Source organism: Blautia luti (assembly GCF_013304735.1).
Lineage (GTDB): Bacteria > Bacillota > Clostridia > Lachnospirales > Lachnospiraceae > Blautia_A.
Map to the genome: position 1 here is coordinate 105,635 of NZ_JAAITI010000004.1, position 17,763 is coordinate 123,397.

Annotated in this window: 22 protein-coding genes; all 22 read right to left on the minus strand. The window is 35.8% G+C overall.

Annotated elements, in window-relative coordinates; genetic code table 11:
- Positions 1 to 43 precede the first annotated feature (43 nt).
- Positions 44 to 1,621 carry a recombinase family protein gene (locus G5B06_RS03795; RefSeq protein WP_173771415.1) on the minus strand — a complete coding sequence of 526 codons (1,578 nt, stop codon included), beginning with the start codon at positions 1,619 to 1,621 and terminating at the stop codon, positions 44 to 46.
- The gene (locus G5B06_RS03800) at positions 1,618 to 3,309 is read right to left on the minus strand and encodes a recombinase family protein (RefSeq protein ID WP_173771417.1); all 1,692 of its coding nucleotides are present in this window, start codon (positions 3,307 to 3,309) and stop codon (positions 1,618 to 1,620) included. Before G5B06_RS03800 ends, G5B06_RS03795 begins: the two co-directional genes overlap by 4 nt.
- A 1-nt stretch (position 3,310) precedes the next feature.
- Entirely contained in the window at positions 3,311 to 5,002 is a 1,692-nt protein-coding gene (locus tag G5B06_RS03805) for a recombinase family protein (protein ID WP_173771419.1), read from the minus strand.
- A gap of 132 nt (positions 5,003 to 5,134) precedes the next feature.
- Entirely contained in the window at positions 5,135 to 5,383 is a 249-nt protein-coding gene (locus G5B06_RS03810) for a DUF6870 family protein (RefSeq protein WP_055152282.1), read from the minus strand.
- Positions 5,364 to 5,744, minus strand: coding sequence for a type II toxin-antitoxin system PemK/MazF family toxin (locus G5B06_RS03815; RefSeq protein WP_012744261.1), 381 nt, complete (start codon positions 5,742 to 5,744; stop codon positions 5,364 to 5,366). Before G5B06_RS03815 ends, G5B06_RS03810 begins: the two co-directional genes overlap by 20 nt.
- A gap of 574 nt (positions 5,745 to 6,318) precedes the next feature.
- Positions 6,319 to 6,792: a sigma factor-like helix-turn-helix DNA-binding protein gene (locus G5B06_RS03820; RefSeq protein ID WP_172677211.1), complete on the minus strand. Its 474-nt coding sequence runs from the start codon at positions 6,790 to 6,792 to the stop codon at positions 6,319 to 6,321.
- Between the two features lie 325 nt (positions 6,793 to 7,117).
- On the minus strand, positions 7,118 to 7,270 hold the full coding sequence (locus G5B06_RS03825; protein WP_015529888.1) for a hypothetical protein: 153 nt from the start codon (positions 7,268 to 7,270) through the stop codon (positions 7,118 to 7,120).
- 544 nt (positions 7,271 to 7,814) lie between these two features.
- Positions 7,815 to 7,982, minus strand: coding sequence for a hypothetical protein (locus G5B06_RS18920; protein ID WP_015529887.1), 168 nt, complete (start codon positions 7,980 to 7,982; stop codon positions 7,815 to 7,817).
- A gap of 96 nt (positions 7,983 to 8,078) precedes the next feature.
- A complete protein-coding gene (locus tag G5B06_RS03830) occupies positions 8,079 to 8,774 on the minus strand; it encodes a transposase (RefSeq protein ID WP_015529886.1) in 696 nt (231 codons plus the stop codon).
- A gap of 268 nt (positions 8,775 to 9,042) precedes the next feature.
- Positions 9,043 to 9,645: a response regulator gene (locus tag G5B06_RS19340; RefSeq protein ID WP_055039879.1), complete on the minus strand. Its 603-nt coding sequence runs from the start codon at positions 9,643 to 9,645 to the stop codon at positions 9,043 to 9,045.
- Positions 9,645 to 10,928, minus strand: coding sequence for a hypothetical protein (locus G5B06_RS03840; RefSeq protein ID WP_055039880.1), 1,284 nt, complete (start codon positions 10,926 to 10,928; stop codon positions 9,645 to 9,647). The genes G5B06_RS19340 and G5B06_RS03840 overlap by 1 nt, the downstream gene beginning before the upstream one ends.
- Positions 10,929 to 10,969: 41 nt before the next feature.
- Positions 10,970 to 11,617: a hypothetical protein gene (locus G5B06_RS03845; RefSeq protein WP_015529882.1), complete on the minus strand. Its 648-nt coding sequence runs from the start codon at positions 11,615 to 11,617 to the stop codon at positions 10,970 to 10,972.
- Positions 11,608 to 12,312: a hypothetical protein gene (locus tag G5B06_RS03850; protein ID WP_015529881.1), complete on the minus strand. Its 705-nt coding sequence runs from the start codon at positions 12,310 to 12,312 to the stop codon at positions 11,608 to 11,610. Before G5B06_RS03850 ends, G5B06_RS03845 begins: the two co-directional genes overlap by 10 nt.
- The gene (locus G5B06_RS03855; protein ID WP_015529880.1) at positions 12,305 to 12,976 is read right to left on the minus strand and encodes an ABC transporter ATP-binding protein; all 672 of its coding nucleotides are present in this window, start codon (positions 12,974 to 12,976) and stop codon (positions 12,305 to 12,307) included. Before G5B06_RS03855 ends, G5B06_RS03850 begins: the two co-directional genes overlap by 8 nt.
- A complete protein-coding gene (locus G5B06_RS03860; protein ID WP_055039881.1) occupies positions 12,976 to 14,337 on the minus strand; it encodes a radical SAM protein in 1,362 nt (453 codons plus the stop codon). The genes G5B06_RS03855 and G5B06_RS03860 overlap by 1 nt, the downstream gene beginning before the upstream one ends.
- A 152-nt stretch (positions 14,338 to 14,489) precedes the next feature.
- Entirely contained in the window at positions 14,490 to 14,615 is a 126-nt protein-coding gene (locus G5B06_RS19210) for a hypothetical protein (RefSeq protein ID WP_015529879.1), read from the minus strand.
- 259 nt (positions 14,616 to 14,874) lie between these two features.
- A complete protein-coding gene (locus G5B06_RS19755) occupies positions 14,875 to 15,012 on the minus strand; it encodes a LytTR family transcriptional regulator DNA-binding domain-containing protein (RefSeq protein WP_015529878.1) in 138 nt (45 codons plus the stop codon).
- 127 nt (positions 15,013 to 15,139) lie between these two features.
- On the minus strand, positions 15,140 to 15,979 hold the full coding sequence (locus G5B06_RS03870; protein ID WP_015529876.1) for a PD-(D/E)XK nuclease family transposase: 840 nt from the start codon (positions 15,977 to 15,979) through the stop codon (positions 15,140 to 15,142).
- A gap of 103 nt (positions 15,980 to 16,082) precedes the next feature.
- On the minus strand, positions 16,083 to 16,454 hold the full coding sequence (locus G5B06_RS03875; protein ID WP_044921552.1) for a hypothetical protein: 372 nt from the start codon (positions 16,452 to 16,454) through the stop codon (positions 16,083 to 16,085).
- Positions 16,455 to 16,463: 9 nt separating this feature from the next.
- On the minus strand, positions 16,464 to 17,036 hold the full coding sequence (locus G5B06_RS03880; protein ID WP_008688147.1) for a hypothetical protein: 573 nt from the start codon (positions 17,034 to 17,036) through the stop codon (positions 16,464 to 16,466).
- A gap of 250 nt (positions 17,037 to 17,286) precedes the next feature.
- On the minus strand, positions 17,287 to 17,526 hold the full coding sequence (locus G5B06_RS03885) for a hypothetical protein (protein ID WP_005344271.1): 240 nt from the start codon (positions 17,524 to 17,526) through the stop codon (positions 17,287 to 17,289).
- A gap of 12 nt (positions 17,527 to 17,538) precedes the next feature.
- Positions 17,539 to 17,751, minus strand: coding sequence for a DNA-binding protein (locus G5B06_RS03890; RefSeq protein ID WP_055039882.1), 213 nt, complete (start codon positions 17,749 to 17,751; stop codon positions 17,539 to 17,541).
- Between the last annotated feature and the right edge of the window lie 12 nt (positions 17,752 to 17,763).

A 17,763-nucleotide genomic window follows, 5' to 3' on the forward strand; every position in this document is an offset into this window, starting at 1 on the left:
CACCTTGATTATCTTCTGATAAGTCATTCTTGTCCTGCTCAAGTTATCTCTGTTCCGAAAAAATATCGTCAAAATTCCATTCGATTTCAATTTCATCCTGACTATGAACACGGATCACCTTGATAATCTCACGCAGCTTCTCTGTATCGAACTTCTGAATTCCCAAGAAATCTTTTAGTTTTATTTTATCAGAAAGTTCATTTTGTTCAAGAAGCTTTTTGCTATTCTCCGCATCTTCTATCTTTCGTTTTATTTCATCCAGCTGTACACTTATCTTTCCAGCTCTCTGCTTATACGAATCACGATCTATACGACCATCTTTGTAATCATCATAGAGTTTCATCTTTTCCGAGGTCAACTGTCGGTTCTGTTTTTGCAATTCTGCAGTATTAATCTCTTTGTATTCGCATTGCCTTTTGGAAGATATTTTCTTTTCTTTTTCCAACATTGACGCTGCATACTGATGGACAAGCCCAAGGATATTTTCCTCCAGCAGTTCCCGCTGGAGCACCAGGCTTCGACACACAGGATCTCCATTGGTTCGGGCATCTGAACATTTCAGCAAATGCTCTGTTTCTTTTAGCAGAGAATGCCCGCAGTTAGCACATAGCAACAATGCCGGCTGTTTTTTACGTCTTTCCAGAATAAAATTGGTGCGTGATTCCGCAACACTTCTCTTCTTTTTCGGATGCATTTCATTTGCTTTTTCAAACAATGCCCTGTCTATAATTGCCGTATGATGATTTTCCAGGCGAACCCATTCTGTTTCATCATTCAGAACTGCTTTATGACCGGTATGCATACTGCAACGTGTTTTTCCCCAGATTCTGGTTCCAATATAAATCTCATCCCGGACAATTGCCGCTACTGTCGTAGGGCTCCAGTGTTTCTTTTTGATCGTGTCAAACCTCTGGAACTGCACCTGGTCCCCTCTTGATAATTTCTGCTCATCACAAGTGGCAATCGCCTGTCTGTTCAATTCCCTTGTAATATCTGCAAAACTTGTTCCTTCCGCTGCCATTTTAAAAATCATTTTCACAACTTTTGCAGCCTCCGGATCTACTTCCAGCCTTCCATCTTTTCCTTTTTTATAGCCATATCTGGCATTTACCGGAAGGCGTGTACCATTTCTCGTTCTTGTCTGCAATGCTGATGAAATTTTCTTGGACAAATCCAGGCTATACATATTGTATACCAGATTCTGCAATGCCACATTCATTCCACCAGTCATTCCGCTGCTTGCTGCACTGTCATAGCTGTCATTAATCGAAATAAATCGTATCTGTAGAAGTGGAAAAATATATTCAATATAAAATCCAACTTCCAGATAGTCTCTTCCAAATCTGGAAAAGTCTTTTACAACTACACAGCCGATTTCTCCGCTTTTCATGTCATCCTGCAGCTGTTGAAATCCCTGCCGTTTAAAATGAGTGCCGCTGACACCGTCATCCACATATTCCAGGATAGCAGCCTCAGCTACACCCAGCTGATCAATCACAAATGATTTTAACAGAATTCTCTGAGAAGTTACACTGTCGCTCTCTTTTTTGGCTCTGCCATCTACATTGTCATCTTCTGCGGATAAACGGATATAAACAGCTGTTTTTCTATGATCTGTCATCTTGACTGCGCCTCCTTCTCTTTCTTTAATTTCTGTAAATCTGCAAACTGATCGTCATATACCAGCTTGATCTCATAATCATACTTACCATGGATAATAATTGAATCCACAAAGGCATCTGCCATTTCTTTTGTCAGCTTACGCTTTGACATATAAGTATGTATCACATTTCCCCAGCCTTCTTCAATGTGGTAATCCTGGGAATACCGAACCTGTGCCGCCAATACTGTGTCCAGACGGCTCTTGATATTCTCAATTTCATTGGAATAGATCCGAGAAAACTGTATGTACTCTTCTTCTGTAATCAAACGTTCCGAGTAATCTTCATATAAATCCGATTTACGCTTACTGATACGGCTTAGTTCCCGTCGAAGTTTCCCCACCTCTTTATCCAAAAGCAGGTACTCTGTCTGATTTTTGGAAGCTGCATTCATTTCCTGAATCATTTTTTCTGTATCCAATACGGTTTTCATATGCGTTTGGATCAGGCGAAGAACATCGTCATCCACATATTCTTTTCTGACTCTGTGCCCTTTGCATTGCTTTCCTCCGGATTTATGGTTCGTATTGGCTCCGCAGATATAAAAGAATGTGCCATTTCTTTCTCTGGACAACGTCATGCGGTTGCCACAGCCTCCGCACCATATCTTTCCTGTATAGAAATTATGGTTTCGAATAGCCCCATTGTTCTGCTGATGTTTCTTCTTATAAGCCTCCGTATATTCCTGGATTTTAGATTGTACCTGTTGAAACAACTCTCTATCTATAATCCCTTCATGCGTGTTCTCCACATGCACCCATTCACTCTCTGGTCGGTTTCTCTGTTTATTTCCCCGGAAAACACTTTGCTGATATTTTCCAAATACAGAATCACCTGTGCAATGAACATCCTGAAGTACTCGCTTCACTTCATAATTGTTCCAGGGTTTTGACTCCGGAAGCGGCTTTTCACCAGTTTTATAGAATTTTCTCTGTAAAGTCGGCGATAAAACTCCATCTTTATTGAGCTGTCTTGCAATATCACTATAGTTCCTGCCATCCATATACATAGAAAATATACTTTTTAGATGTTCTGCAGCTTCTTCATCAACAATCAGCTGATGATGGTCTTCTTCTGACTTTCTGTAACCATACGGTTCCCAGGCACTTGTAAATTTTCCTTTTTTCCAAAGTGCTTTTTTTGCGCTGCTACTCTTTTTGGCAAGGTCTTTCGAATAGAACTCATTGATGATATTCTTAAGTGGAACTGTAATATCTACACCCTCTCTGAAGGAATCGAAATCATCTGTCACAGCCAGGAATCTTACATGGAAAAACGGGAATACTCGTTCAATATAATTGCTGGTTTCGACATAATTTCTTCCAAGTCTGGACAAATCTTTCACAATAACACAGTTGATTTTTCCATGCTTGATATCTTCCATCATCTGTACGAATCCGGGACGGTCAAAATTTGTACCTGAATAGTCTGAGTCCTTATAAACTTCCGCAACCGAAATATCTTCCGTATCTGCTACAAAGTTTTTCATCAATTCCACCTGGGTTTCTATCGTTCCTCTTTCTAATGTTTCTTCTGTTTCCATTGAAATTCTGGCATACAATCCTGCCCGGAACGGTCTGCTTACCTCTGTCTGGACGGTTGCACTGCTGACTACTTCCGGAATGTTTTTCCTGCTCTTTCGTGCCATTTTATACAACCTCCTTTACCTTGACCTGCAGATTATTATCATTATCTATTACTGTATCAACTCCCATAGCGGGTAATTGATTCAGCAATGTCTGATAACAATCATCAAAATCAAAAGTGATCTCTATATTCTTTTTATCATATACTCGGATTTGCCTGATCAGTTCTACCACCACAGTGCGGGACAGTTCTTCAATATTCTGATATTTCGCAAAATAATCCAGCCAGGTATTTGCATTGTCTGCTTTTTCCAGCTCACTATCCATTTCTTTCTGGATCGCACGGATACTCTCTTCCGCATTTCTAAGCCTCTTTCCATAGGCTGCATGAAGCTCTACATAGTCTTCTTTTGATACAATGCCCTCTTTCATGTCCGAATAGAGCATCATTCGTAACTCCTTGCAGCGTTCTGTCTCCTGTTTTTTCTTCTCCAGCCTATCCTGCAGCTTCTTCATATTGATTTCCTGAAATGGCACAGTACCAATAAATTCCAGGACTCTTTTCAGGTGCAGGATATTCTGGATATGCTGTTTCAGCATCACCAGTACGGCATCTTCCAGATCCTTTTCCGGTATTCTATGACTGGAACAGCGTTTTGTTTCTTTATTTGTGGAACATAAATAATAAGCATATTTTTTTCCTGCCACAGTAGAAACTTTTCTTGTCATAGGTGCACCACAATCCGCACATACAGCAATTCCGGATAACAGATATACCTGCTTTTGGTCAGGTGAAGTACGTGTATCCATGCCCAGAAGTCTCTGCACAATTTCAAAATCACGGTCACTCACCAGTGGCTCATGGTTTTTCTCAATCCGGATCCAGTCATCTTCCGGTTTCACATAAGTCTGCTTCACTTTATGGTTCGGTGTTGTCCTTTTTCCCTGCACAAGATTTCCGATATAAACCTCGTTTTCCAGTATCCTGCGAACCGTAACGGAACTCCAAAGTGCCTGTTCTTTCTGCCGGAAACCTGTTTCATAACGACTGCCGCTGCTTATTTTATACTCAAATGGGGAAAGAATACCCAGTTCATTTAAACGATTAGCGATCGCATCCTGACTCATTCCCTGCAGCTTCATCTTAAAAATATCCTGTACTACACTGCCTGCCGATGGGTCAATCTCTAATTTATGCTTATCTGTCTTTGTCTTCCTGTATCCAAATGCTACAAACGGAGTCACGCACTCGCCTTTTTTCCTCTTAATCTCAAGATTACTCCTGATCTTAATAGAAATATCACGACAATAAGCATCGTTGATTAAATTTTTAAATGGGATAATGATTTCGTCTGCCTGATTCTTTCCCTTAAGACTGTCATAATTATCATTGATGGCAATAAAACGCACACCAAGAGCCGGGAATAATCTCTCGATATACTTCCCGGAATCAATATATTCCCTTCCAAATCGTGATAAATCTTTTACCACTACGCAGTCTACAATCCCACGCCGGATATCTTCCAGCATTGCCTGGAATGCAGGGCGCTCAAAATTAGAGCCTGAGTAGCCATCATCAACTCGGACTGAAACAACTTCAATATCTTTTTTGTCTTTCAGGAAATCCAGAATCAAAGCTTTCTGGTTAGAAATGCTGTTACTTTCCAGTTTTGCTGAACTGGAAATATCGCCATCTTCTTTAGATAATCTGACATAGATGGCGGCATGATAGATTTTGTTGATATTCTGATACATATCTTACCTCCTTTTATTACGTCAGAAAATCCATGTAATAAAAGGGGGCTGCATAATTTGTCCTTACCGACATTCTAACACAGTCCCCTCAATTTTACCAGTACTTTTTCAGACACTCAGAAGCATACTTTTTCAGACACTCAGAAGCATATTCTCAAATGCCTGCTCCATAGATATACCGTTATTTGCAAATCTGACTTTTACTTTCATATTACCGATCCGGACCAGATAAGGATTTCCTACTTTATTCAGAAAAATATCTCTCCGTTCCTGAAGCGGCTTATTTCTGTCTGCTTTTATCATCCGTAGATCAGTCATTTCATTGATATCCACATCACTGAAATCCTGATCCAGATAATTTCTATATTCCTCTGCTGTCATGCCCTTCTCCTTCCATTCCCATCTGAATCCGTACTGCTTTCAGTACCCGATCCAGGCTCCACTTATTTACTCTTCCGCATTTCTCAATAATACATTTTGTAGAAATGCTCATAACCTGTTCAGCCAATGCCAGGCTTCCTTTTCGGATCCCTGTCATATCGTACTTACTGATAAATACATGTGTTGGTAAATACCGCTTCTTATATATTCTTGACGTCAGCGGAACTACTGTAATGACTGAACTGTATGTATTAGCTTTGTTGTTACTTACCACGATCACCGGTCGTACTCCACCCTGAACCGAGGTTGTCGGAAACATACCGAGATCCGCCCATAAAATATCTCCTCTTCGAATCGTCACTTGTCATCTCTCCAATCTTTTTTTATTTGTAAAGCATTCATAGCGCTATATTGGCTCCACAGGAATACGGCAGAGTTCCTTTCCAAGATAGAAAGCTCTGCCGCATAACCTCTATAGCCAATTTGATTATTAAACAGTGCTCGCTCGATTCTATTTATCCTCGATATCCCGAATCGTTACTCCTGCATCTGCAGGAAGGGAATAATAACCTGTCCGAATGCTATACTCCGGACCACAACCCAAAAACTCTCGTTTCCAGGCTCTGGCAGTTCATAGGTTTACCAGTTACAGACTTCTCAGGGTCTGCAAGTGTATCGCATCTCACACATGTCATCGCATCACCAGCCTGCCGACTGGCTTTGGTCAGTGCTTTTTCGCAGCATTATTAGCTCTAAAAATGTTTTTACGTCTTTTAATCCTATAGCGGCATCTTCCTCGTGCTCACTGTATGAAATGTCACGTCAGTTATTATTGGATATTCAGTTATCATGGTTCATTTTAGGAAGTCCTTTAACTTCCTCTAATTACTAAAGTCAAATGACTTTGGCAGATGCAAAAGATTTTGAAAAATTTTTTAAAAAAATTTATTCATATACATTTCACGCATCTTATTAAGAGTGGATTTCAACTTGTATGACAGCATCTGTCTGGAAATCCCCATAATCTCCGCCATCTGTGTCTGTGTCTTGTTTTCAAAGAAAATACCATAAATAATCATGCGTTCCTCTGAGTTCAGTTGATTGATCACTGTGTGAATATCCTGCTGTTCCATTTTTGTCAGTACACAGTGCTCCACATCACAGTTCAGATCTGGAAAATCCTCAATCATGAAGCCTTCTCCATCAATGGACTGACCGCTGTAAGGTACTTCTCTCAGCATCTTATCCACAACCTCACCCAGTTCATTCTTAATCTCAACTTTTTTTGCCTTGCTGCTTCTGTAAAAATTATTCATCGCATACGCAACTTCTTTTGTAATCTCGATCATTTCTCCATCAATATTTGCGTAATACTTTCCTTCGTAAAAATATGGGTGTTCAATATACATATCCGTTCCTCCTGAATTTGAAATCTTGTTGCTCGTTTCAAATTCGGAAGGAGGACCTTTGTTTAGGATCATGCCTGCTCCGCCTTCATCCTGCCGGGACACATCCGCAGTTATTGGCTGATAAATTCAGGCACGAAAAAAAGCCCCAGTAGTTTTTCTTAACTACTGAGGCTTCTGTCTCTTTCTTGTATTCAGTTATCTATGCCCTCTTTCATCAGCATAATCATTGTATCAAGATAAAGTTCACAAAGTATCCGCAATACGTTCCCATAAGTTCATGTCATAACAGAAATCGTACATATTTCGGTGTTAAAAGTTCACCCTGCTATTCTTTTACTTCTTTTCCATCTATATAGAGTTCAAATATATCAGGATTATTGACAACATCATAATCCTTTCCATATTCTACAGGTCTGTATTCGACTGTCATCACCGACGCTCCGTCTTCAATATCCTCTTTCCATAGATATATATTCATACCAAGGCTCGTCGCATATCCTCTGTCCGTAGAAAACTTTATCGAATAAAAGAACTTTTCTTTAATACTAATCCTATCCGATACCAGTCTTTTCCCTTTCTTGCAAGCAGTAATCCCAGCCCAAACTTCTGGTACATAATCTGCACAATCAGAGATACTTCATAAATTCGTTACTATTTTTCAATTATAATACTCTGATAAAAATATCGAGGACCTCATTTTCAGAGGCCCTCTTAATACAAACTTTCCATGAACATCTCGAGCTTAAATCCAGAAGCAGTTATCCTGATATGTACATTAACAGATCCTGTGTATAATATTGTTAACTTCCTGATGAATTAACTCTCGACTGTACGAGAACCTTATAATAATGGATTTGTGACTGTTTTATAAGTTAACTCTCGAGAGTTAATTAATTCTCGTGTCGTTAACGATATAACACGCACAAACCGCATAAATAAGCCATTTATTTGGAACGAGAGTTAATTTTACAGGAAGTTAAGAAATATACTATAAATGAGCAAATTTGAAAAATTGCACAAAATTATCCTGCTAACTTCATAAATGCCTTAAAATCATTACTTCCTTTTGCAAGTTGGAAGAGATACTGATACTTTTCTGTCTGAATAATGCTTCCAATCCGGTGGTAGCCTTTTTCAAAAGAACAGAATTCACCAGTCCCTGTCACACACATAAAATGTGCCATTGACATAAGAAGCCAGTATCTTCGGACTCCCTGTGCAGAACGTATCTGATAGCTGTCCAGTGCCAGTTTATTCTTACACTGGCGAAAAAATACCTCTATCGGTCACCGGCAGACATAATAAGACAGTGTTTCGTCCAATGATAATGAAACGTCTGTACTGAGAAAAGCACGCAGTGCTTTTGGATTTCCAAATGCTTTTTCCGGATAACTTAAAAGAACTACGGCATTTTCAATACCGTTGAGTTTTCCCTCATAACGATACACGTAATATTTTTGTTTTTTCACTGTCACAAGGCGAAAATTGGAACGTGTGGACGTTAAAAAAGCAGCAAACTCATTAAGTTTCTTTTTGAATCCAAATGGATAAAGCATCCGGTTTGTTTTCAGTGCACCTATGGTATGAAATCCTCCGGCTGCGAAAGTGTTGATTATTTTTTCAGAAGTATACCAGCAGGAAAGCATAACAGCAACTGCCTGGTGTCCGTAATCCTGTTTCCCCTTTAAATGGGATTGGTGAAAGTACGCGTCTTCAATTGGATGCAGAGCCTGTGACGAAGGCTTTGTTTTTGAAGCTGTCGTATCATCTACAATACAGAAAAAAGGCTTTCCGGTGCGAGCTGCTTCTGAATAAATAATCTCTATAACAGAACGTTTTAACGTATCTGAAAGTGAGGAATCATCCCATTTTCCTGAATTAAGGAAATGTGCGATCGTAGTCCTGTGACAGGAACTGTTTTTAGCAAAGTCCGTGGTTTTCCCATGGTATCCTAAAAGAAATATGCTGATCAGAATGCTCATAAGATGATTTATCACTCGATTGGAATAAAATTTGTATAAGTTTAATTTCTTAAGCTGGTTGTATATGAATGTAGAATGATGTATAGTATTTGCGAGAGACACCTTCTTTCGTAAATGTTGCAAATGTTTGTTTAGGTACTTTCATTATACAACACACGGAATCAAGGTGTCTCTCTTTTATGCAAAATCACGAACTTGCTCATTTATAGTTAATTATCTGCCTACAATTCTATCAAAAAAAGTAAAAAATACTTAAATTCGGAACAGATTACATTAATGGCTCAATATATCCTAGCTTTATTGCTTTGTTATAAGCTTCAACTGTATTAGATACTTCAAGTTTATCATAAATATTTTGAATATGGTTATATAATGTACGTTCACTTATAAAAAGATTCTTTGCTATTTTCTTCTTTATATCCCCCTTACAAATTGCTCGTAATATTTCAATTTCCCTCTCTGTTAATACCTCAATATCTGGAATTTTATTATAATATGTTTTATTACAAAGAACTCTCTTTAATCTTTCTACTAATTCCTCCATAGAAACAGACTTATTTATAAAATCCGCAGCTCCTTTGTCAAATGCCATCTTTTTGTATATAGGCATATCATACGAAGAAAGTATAACTACTTTTGAATCTGGATTAATTGATAATATATCTGCCAATATTTCAAATCCATTCTTTTCAGAACTATTCTTTAAATTTATGTCCAATAGAATAATATCAAATTCTTTTTCTCGAAACGTACGGAAAAAATCATTCTCCCTTTCAACATAGTAGCAAAGTGATACAAATTGACTCTCTATCAGTAATTTCTTTAAACTCTCTCCAAATAATCTATGATCATCAAATAGTAAAATTTTCACTAATCTACCTCCAGCTCGACACTAGACCATAAAATGCCATTTGAATAATTATATGTCAATTTCCCATTGTTTGCCTCTACAAGCACCCTCAAAAGTAGCACACCACCTTTAGACTTGAAAATATTTTCATAATCTATTGCACTCGCCCCATCACTCTTGCAGTTAATTATTAACACCATATTTTCGTCCAATTTTATTTCGTATTTGATATAAGTCGCATTGGAATGCTTAAAAATATTGTTAATCAATTCCTTACTAATCTGTAACAGCATTTCTAAATGCACTTTATTTTTTAGATATTTTTCTGCTTTTTCATTTATATCAATTTTTAATTGAACTTTCTTATTTGGATATATGGCTTGTATAGAATTTAACATATTTTCTAAATTAATATAGGCACCATATTCCAGAAAAATATTTGCCGAATAAAAATTCATCATTTTCCTTGCACGATCTTCCAGATTTAATAAAACCTTTTTCGATAGCACAATATCCGGTTGTTCTAATGCTAATAAATTGTAAGATGCTCTGATATCCTGGACAATATCATCGTGAAGTATTCTTGAAAAATTCTCTCTTTCAGTATTTATATACTTTGTTAAGAAAAAAAAGGAACTTATTTCTCTATAAAATTCTTGCCTATCCTCTATATGTATCATAGTTAATATTTCAAACAATAGCATAAAAACCTGGAAAATCATATTAAGGCAAAATGAATCCCAATCAAAAATATAAGATATATATACTACTAGTGGTATCCATAAGGTTAAAATATATTTTGACTTCTTTGCAGAAGTCGGAAGTATATGTACATATTTGAAATTTATCCATTTATACTTAACAAAAATATCTACCGCCATGCCCAATACTATCATAAACGAAGAAAAAAGGACAAACCGATTAATGTAAAAAAGCAATCCCAAAAAATAAGAAATAAGAACAGTTATTTCTTCCTTATATCTTTTCCTGGCTAATAAATTCCTTGCCTTATACAATAAAAATAATACAAATGCGATTTCAAAAATTATAATACCTGTTCTATGTATCATGGAACTACAGAATAATATAGGAACTGTATAATCAATACTATCCACTATATCTGTTTTTTTTTGTGATGTCATAATATATACATATAATGCACTAATAAAACAAACTAACAATATCATAGATAATGCATTTATCTCTACAGCATCATTTGTAATCAAATTAAATTTATAAAAAAAACTCCACATAACAATTATAGCTATATGGAGCAGAATATATATGCTGTACTTACTCTTCATACTCTTTTTCACCCACATCACTGAAACATCATTTACCGTATCTAGTAGTATGCCATTACAATTCTCTCTTTAGTGGCCATTCGCAGAACAAATACACTAACACACAAACTTATTACATACTTTATTATAACAGTTAAAATAAAATTATTGCTCCAGGAATAAAACATACTCTCAATAATTAAAATAAAAAAATAAAATACTGATATACGCAAAGAAATTCCCTTATATTTATTCATATCTCTTATAACCAAAATAACTGCATTAATAATTATACTGCTTAATAAGGTAAATGTAAAGAAATCAAGTATTTGGGCAACATCAGGTGATCCTATTTTGTATATAGTAATACCTAACAGTGGCATAAGAAGTAAGAGAGTTGATATCCACAAAGAAACTGTATGATTAATAAGGATAGATTGAAGCCTAGTCCCATTTGCAATCAACCACTCTATTCTTCTTGTGATTTTTTCCATTTGTAGTAAATCTTTACTTAATTCACAGGCAAATATAATATATAAAAAAATATACCCCTTCCAAAGCATATCAATATAAGTATATGAGCCAATTATTTTTTCCTGCCCTTTACTAAATAAGGTTAATATACCAAAAATAATTGCTACTAGACTCATAAAAACAAAATTACCTGTTAAAATTTTTTTCACATGAATCCTAATAATAGTCAAATCCATTGTCCAACACTCCTTACAACACTTTCATTGTCTAATTTAGAAATCTTTCTGAAAGAAATAACAGCTAAAATTGTCGCACCAATTATATTCAGAATAATAATAAAAATATACATACTAATATTTAAACCTGATACAAATTCAACAATTTCATTCGCACACATAGCACTAATATAAATCAGAAAAAAATTTCCAAAAAAGACCATATTTTTAAATAACTTATATTTTTCTACAGAAAATGTAATTGTATTGAAAAATAGAACTTCAGTGTAACTCATTATTACTGTCGATATAAAAAAGGCTATAATACCAAAAAATGAAATTTTAAAATCTATGAGATAATAACCTAATACAAATATAATAAAAGGAATTATAATTGATGCTTTTAAAATTTGTATTGTGTAGGCCTTAATAATAAACTTTAAATCAATCCCTGATGCTAAAAAAAACTCCATCCGTTTACTCATTTTATCTTTCACTGTCAAATCTATTATTATAGAATTTGCCTGAAGAAGAGTACATCCTAAAAGAACTACAAAAAAAACTAAAATAAGATAATCTGTTCCTTTTGAATAAAATTGATCCTGTTGAAATACAACCAACATCAGTGTCCCAAGCACTCCTACTCCTAACATATTAAAAATTGTAGATTTACTCTTAAATATAATATAAAAAACAGCTTTTTTAATATTATTCATAATCTCCACCTTCTTTTATAAATAACTCTTCCAGTGTTGTCCCTTTTATGTTATCTATATCCTCATTGAAAACAACCTTACCATTTTCAATCATAGTGACATAATCTGCACTTTTCTCAATTTCACTTAAATCATGAGATGTAATCAATATTGTTTTTCCTTCTTCCTTTAGTTTCTGGATAATCTTTCTTATTTCAACACGAGACAACGGATCTACCCCTGATGTTGGCTCATCAAGGTAAATAATCTCACTGTTGATTAGTATAACGATTAGAATTGACAATTTTCTTTTCATTCCTTTTGAATACGTACTAACACGTTTCAATAAATGTTCTGTAATATTTAATGAATCACTATATTTCTTATAGTCCTTTACGTAGTATCCAAAATACAACCCAAAGATTTTCAAGTTCTCCAAACCTGTTTTATCCTCATATAAATAATCATTCTCAAGCAACATTGCATGTTTACCCGATACAGATATTTTTCCTTCATCTGGTTCGTATAATCCGGTGAGTAAACGCAATAGTGTAGTTTTTCCTGCTCCATTTGCTCCTATCAAGGCATGGACAGAATTTTTCTTGACAGTAAAATTAAAATTTTGAAATAATTTCTTACCATCAAACGCTTTTGAAAGATTGTAAATAGAAATAATATTTGTCATTATATTAACAGCCTCCTAAACTCATTTGGTATATATTGGGAATACCATGCACAATTTTCAAAGCCTTTTTCTTTAGCAGCTACTAACCCACGTATTATGCAATAACTACAAAAGTACTTTTTTTCACACCCTGAGCATTCTTTACTTGTATAATCTGGAGCTTGTATACCACGAATCATATTCATTAATTGATAATTATTTGAAAACAACTGTCCGATATCCTCTTTAAATACATTTCCCAAAGATTTAATCACTGTCTGGTTATCCATTGCACAAAATTTGATTTCTCCCTCTGGCGTTATTGAAGGATTCGATGTAAATGCTCCACAATTCTTTGCGTTGCTATTTCCGTCTTTAATTTTATATAAAAACCCTTTTCCATATCGGGTATTAATGTTTTCTATTACTTTACCAACCCTTTCATGTTGTTCTAATGTCTTTAAAAGCAAATTATTTTTATCCTCTAAATCAGCTCTTCCCATAGGAGTAATTGCTGATATACCATAAGTTTCGATACCTGCTTCTTTTACCCATCCTGCAATATTTTCAATTTGGTCAATGTTTTGCGGTGTTACCATTGTAACAACTCTCATCAGTATTCCTGAATTATTAATTCTCATAATTGTGTCTTTAACACGGTGAGTAATATTGGGTATTTGTGTTCCCATAAACCAATTTATATAATCATCATTATCTCCGTGTAAATCGATTTGTACAACTGTCTGCTCCTTATGTTCTGCAATCAGTGCGAACAATTCTTTATTCCAAAATAAACCATTCGATAGTATACTTACTAATGAATAGTCAAGATTATACGCTTCATTCAGGATTTCTAAAAACCTCGGATGACACGTGACTTCTCCACCTGTAAATTCTACTACTCTTGTCCCTGCTTTACGTGCATCCTTAAGTAACTTCTTTATTTCCTCTGTATTATCTTTAAATGCATTCGTTGCACAATATTCTCCATAACAGTGCAAACACTTTGCATTACACCTATGTGTAATTTCTACAGAAATAGCTGATGGATACTGTGTTTTTCCATTTCCAAGTATTGGTATTTCTATTGGATTTGTTTTTTTTAAATACTCCACAGAAATTCCTGGATTTTTCTCCAATTCATTCAAAAAATTATTTAATTTATACTTAGCCTGTTCTTTCTTCTCTAAATGACAACTGATCATCATGTCAACTAGATCATCAAATGTTTTTGTCCCATTTAGGTTACGTATAATTTCTAAAGCATCTTTGTTAATGCGATACAATGATTCACCCATCTTTTCATAACGGTTATTTATTACAAGAATATAAGAATCTCTTTGTCTTTCTATTGCTTTTACGTTAATTAATCTCAGATACATACCTTCTCCTTATTGTTGTTTAACCTACAATATAATCAATCTTATTTCTATTATCATCTGTAATTATTTTATAGAAAGAACAGGAAGTGAGAATTATTACTATCTAGCGGTAAAATCTCACTTCCAGTCTTCTGCTTGTTATGATTTATTACTCAGAAAAATCCAACAAAGCCTGCTGCACCCGCTGCAGCAATTGCGGATGGTCCACAGAACATACACCCTGTACATCCTGCACATAATTTACATCCGTTTCCCATTGGTGAAATACTAGGATTCATGGCATTTCCTCCTTATGTATATTCTCGACTTTGTTATCGAGTGACTAAATTATATATTAGCTTTACGACATTTACATGAGTAATTACTGCAATGTTCTTAGATTATGTCGATTATGCCATTAAGCTTAATCATTAAAAGCTTTATTTACTACTATAAATATAATATTCCTATTTCCATTTATTCCCCTCTAAATTCAAGATCATATCTTTGGAATGCGATTTCGAAATCTTTACGTCTTCTTCTTGCAACATTTATTTCTTATCCATTTATATTTATTGTTCCTTTTTTATAAGAATCAACATTCATTAAATTTACAATGCCGCTCTTACTAATTCTTATAAATAAATTTCTATCCAACATGTCTTCCAGTTGCACGAGTGAACAATCTCTTCGCATTGTTTTGCTTCCTAATTTCTATTCACATCAATTCTGAGAAAGCACTTTTTCTTTGTGTTCCAATTTCTTAAAAAGAAGCTGCCAGAAAATCATATCTTCTGGCAGCTTCTTTGAAATTCAGTATTTGTTAATGTGCAACACTCATGCTCTCATCAATCCATTTCTGTACGACATCGACGCCAATCTTAACGGCTTTAGCAATCTTGTCAGCAGGTAAACCCATCTCTGCAAGGGCAATCGTTGTCTCTTTTGCTTTTTGCATTTCACCGCTTTCAATACCTTCACTGTAAATCTGTTCCATCTCACGGCACATGAATTCCACCCCTTTCTGTGTTTCCTTCAATTCGTATACTCTGTCAGCAAGTATCTTACTGTGCATATCTTCTGCATTCTTACAGTGAAGATCATGCATCAGTCTGCCTAATTCTGTATCCTCTTGTTTCTTAGAATTTACATAGATAATATGAGCTTCATCCTTAAAATTCTCACTGACTTCTTCGATTTTCCTGTCTATATGATAAATCGGAAGTCCGTATCCAAGTGCATCGTCTCTGGTGATAAAAATCACGTAGCTTTCCGGAAGGTCATCAAAATCCTGTCCTGGATTTAATGTGTTCATATCCATCAGACCACTATGATACCTTGCTCTTTTGGGAGATGCCCCTTCGTTGTCCTGTTGGATTTCTACATCCATCTGCTTGCCTTCAGAATCTCTGGCAACACAGTCCAGAATAGCTGAACGCCCCTGCAAATTCTTATAGTCTTTCTGCAGAACTTGATCAATCACTTTCAGATCCTTTTTATTCATAATTACCTGCAGAACATATTCTGTACATTCCCGTTTCTTGAATACATTCCGCATAAACACATCGCTCATGATGGTAAGGTCTTTTAAGATACCCTTGTATCTTTCGTAACGTGTTTCCAATTCTTCTGTTTTCACGATTTCTTCTTTCGCCACGTCCATTCTCGCCTCCATTCTTTGCTATGTCAGGATAGGTTCCTAAATGTCTCCTATCCCAATTTCATCTTAACATCAAAATCAGCTTTTCACAAGCCACTATTTTATCCTACACCACTTGAAAACAATAATTTCCAATCAGTTTCATCCAACTATTATATTTATTCTTTTCACACACCTTTCGGCAAATTTCATTTTCCATCAATACACAGAACATCTTATCATAATCAAATGCCCAAACAGCACCATTCACATGGTTTTCCACTGCTTTCTGATCTATGCTTTTCAAGCGTGTGACCATTTTCTCAATTTCTCCATTTCCCAAGTTACCGATATTTTTGCAGATAAACCGAAAGAAATTCAACGTTGCATATTCGTCATGCCAATGGAACTCTTCTGGATTGTTTTTAATTTTACTGACTCGCTGCTGTTCTTTGATTATCTGAGCAGCTACACCTTTCATTGAATCTTCGTATCTCATATTATTCACCTACTCTTCCTCAACGCCCAGTGACGGTTTAAATCTTTTATCCTTTGCCTGCGGTACCACGATCTCATAAAAATAAAATCCTAAATACCCAAGTGCCTGCTTCTTCATTTTATAAAAAGAAGTCCTGCCTATTCCTAACTCCTGTTGTACTTCCACATCTGTCTTATTATAATGACTGCAAAAACAGGAATGAAGGATTTCACTGAGCATCACACCATTCGGTGCATAGAACTTCACCAAAGTCATTCCCCGATAGATCATGTCCGACAATCCATAAATAATCATCAGATTATTCATCTCCCGGTGCATCTTTGGCACATTCAGCTGGTTGTTATAAATGCTCAGATAACTCAATGCATATGCCATATCTTCATTGATTTTCTCCTGGCATTCCATATCCAGTTCTTCTAACACAATCTGATTTTCCAAAATCAATTTCTGATAGCTTGTCATCAATTCTTTAATATCAGTATAATGTCTTTCGATTGTAACTTCCAGATAATCCTGTGCATGACTTGCCATCTGGAAGGTAATTTCTTTCATTGATTTAATTGCATAATCTCTGTCTGTCATCAGTTTCAAAATCTCCTTATCATCATCACACTAACTGGCGGTCTTTCAGACCAGTTCGCTTTCCCCATGATTTTGATGGGAAGCAATTACTTACTACAACTTGCAGAAGCGGATATCCAAAAGGCATTGTGGGAGCTGCCTTTGCTGACCGGAATCCATCTTCTTATGTAAAACCTGCAGGAATATAAAGGGAAAGTGACTATCCCTGCCGGTTAATAATCCAAATAATATCGTCTATACCAATCTCTCCTTATGCTGTTTTTCTCTCCATAAACCATTTATCCACTTCGTAAAACAAGTGGCTTTCCTGCCCTTGTATCATACAGGTGTACATCATTCCTACACCGCCTGCCTTTCTGCTGGCGCATCGCTCGATTTTCAAAATTCTGTCAATGCTATACTTTCTTCCATCCTCCCATGTAAAAAATATGGGAACCAGCTGTCCGTCTTTCCGAAACTCTGCCACTACATCTACATATACTTTGTTCATGCCGACACCTCACTATAAAATCTCAATTGCTCTTGGCGATGCCGGGATTCTGCGGATATATCCATTTAACTCCAACTGCTTGATTCTGGAAAATGCTGATGATGTTGATTTCACCCCGATCAATTTTCCAAATTCCCGTACTGTCGGCGGATATCCATGCTCCTTCGTATAATCCAAAAGACACTGATAACTTTCTTTCTGTTTTCTGGTTAATGTTTTTTTCAAATCTATCCCTCC

Bases quoted from the DNA above. Each gene is read 5' to 3' on its own strand.
- G5B06_RS03875 (WP_044921552.1), bottom strand. From the start codon at position 16,454: ATGAGATACGAAGATTCAATGAAAGGTGTAGCTGCTCAGATAATCAAA.
- G5B06_RS18920 (WP_015529887.1), bottom strand. From the start codon at position 7,982: ATGTCAATGGCACATTTTATGTGTGTGACAGGGACTGGTGAATTCTGT.
- G5B06_RS19755 (WP_015529878.1), bottom strand. From the start codon at position 15,012: ATGCGAAGAGATTGTTCACTCGTGCAACTGGAAGACATGTTGGATAGA.
- G5B06_RS03880 (WP_008688147.1), bottom strand. From the start codon at position 17,036: ATGACAGACAGAGATTATGCAATTAAATCAATGAAAGAAATTACCTTC.
- G5B06_RS03850 (WP_015529881.1), bottom strand. From the start codon at position 12,312: ATGAATAATATTAAAAAAGCTGTTTTTTATATTATATTTAAGAGTAAA.
- G5B06_RS03870 (WP_015529876.1), bottom strand. From the start codon at position 15,979: ATGGACGTGGCGAAAGAAGAAATCGTGAAAACAGAAGAATTGGAAACA.
- G5B06_RS03840 (WP_055039880.1), bottom strand. From the start codon at position 10,928: ATGAAGAGTAAGTACAGCATATATATTCTGCTCCATATAGCTATAATT.
- G5B06_RS03845 (WP_015529882.1), bottom strand. From the start codon at position 11,617: ATGGATTTGACTATTATTAGGATTCATGTGAAAAAAATTTTAACAGGT.
- G5B06_RS03820 (WP_172677211.1), bottom strand. From the start codon at position 6,792: ATGTATATTGAACACCCATATTTTTACGAAGGAAAGTATTACGCAAAT.
- G5B06_RS03810 (WP_055152282.1), bottom strand. From the start codon at position 5,383: ATGACAGCAGAGGAATATAGAAATTATCTGGATCAGGATTTCAGTGAT.
- G5B06_RS19210 (WP_015529879.1), bottom strand. From the start codon at position 14,615: ATGAATCCTAGTATTTCACCAATGGGAAACGGATGTAAATTATGTGCA.
- G5B06_RS03800 (WP_173771417.1), bottom strand. From the start codon at position 3,309: ATGGCACGAAAGAGCAGGAAAAACATTCCGGAAGTAGTCAGCAGTGCA.
- G5B06_RS03830 (WP_015529886.1), bottom strand. From the start codon at position 8,774: ATGAGCATTCTGATCAGCATATTTCTTTTAGGATACCATGGGAAAACC.
- G5B06_RS03825 (WP_015529888.1), bottom strand. From the start codon at position 7,270: ATGAATATATATCTATGGAAAGAGGATATTGAAGACGGAGCGTCGGTG.
- G5B06_RS03855 (WP_015529880.1), bottom strand. From the start codon at position 12,976: ATGACAAATATTATTTCTATTTACAATCTTTCAAAAGCGTTTGATGGT.
- G5B06_RS03805 (WP_173771419.1), bottom strand. From the start codon at position 5,002: ATGTATCAGAATATCAACAAAATCTATCATGCCGCCATCTATGTCAGA.
- G5B06_RS03795 (WP_173771415.1), bottom strand. From the start codon at position 1,621: ATGACAGATCATAGAAAAACAGCTGTTTATATCCGTTTATCCGCAGAA.
- G5B06_RS03885 (WP_005344271.1), bottom strand. From the start codon at position 17,526: ATGAACAAAGTATATGTAGATGTAGTGGCAGAGTTTCGGAAAGACGGA.
- G5B06_RS03860 (WP_055039881.1), bottom strand. From the start codon at position 14,337: ATGTATCTGAGATTAATTAACGTAAAAGCAATAGAAAGACAAAGAGAT.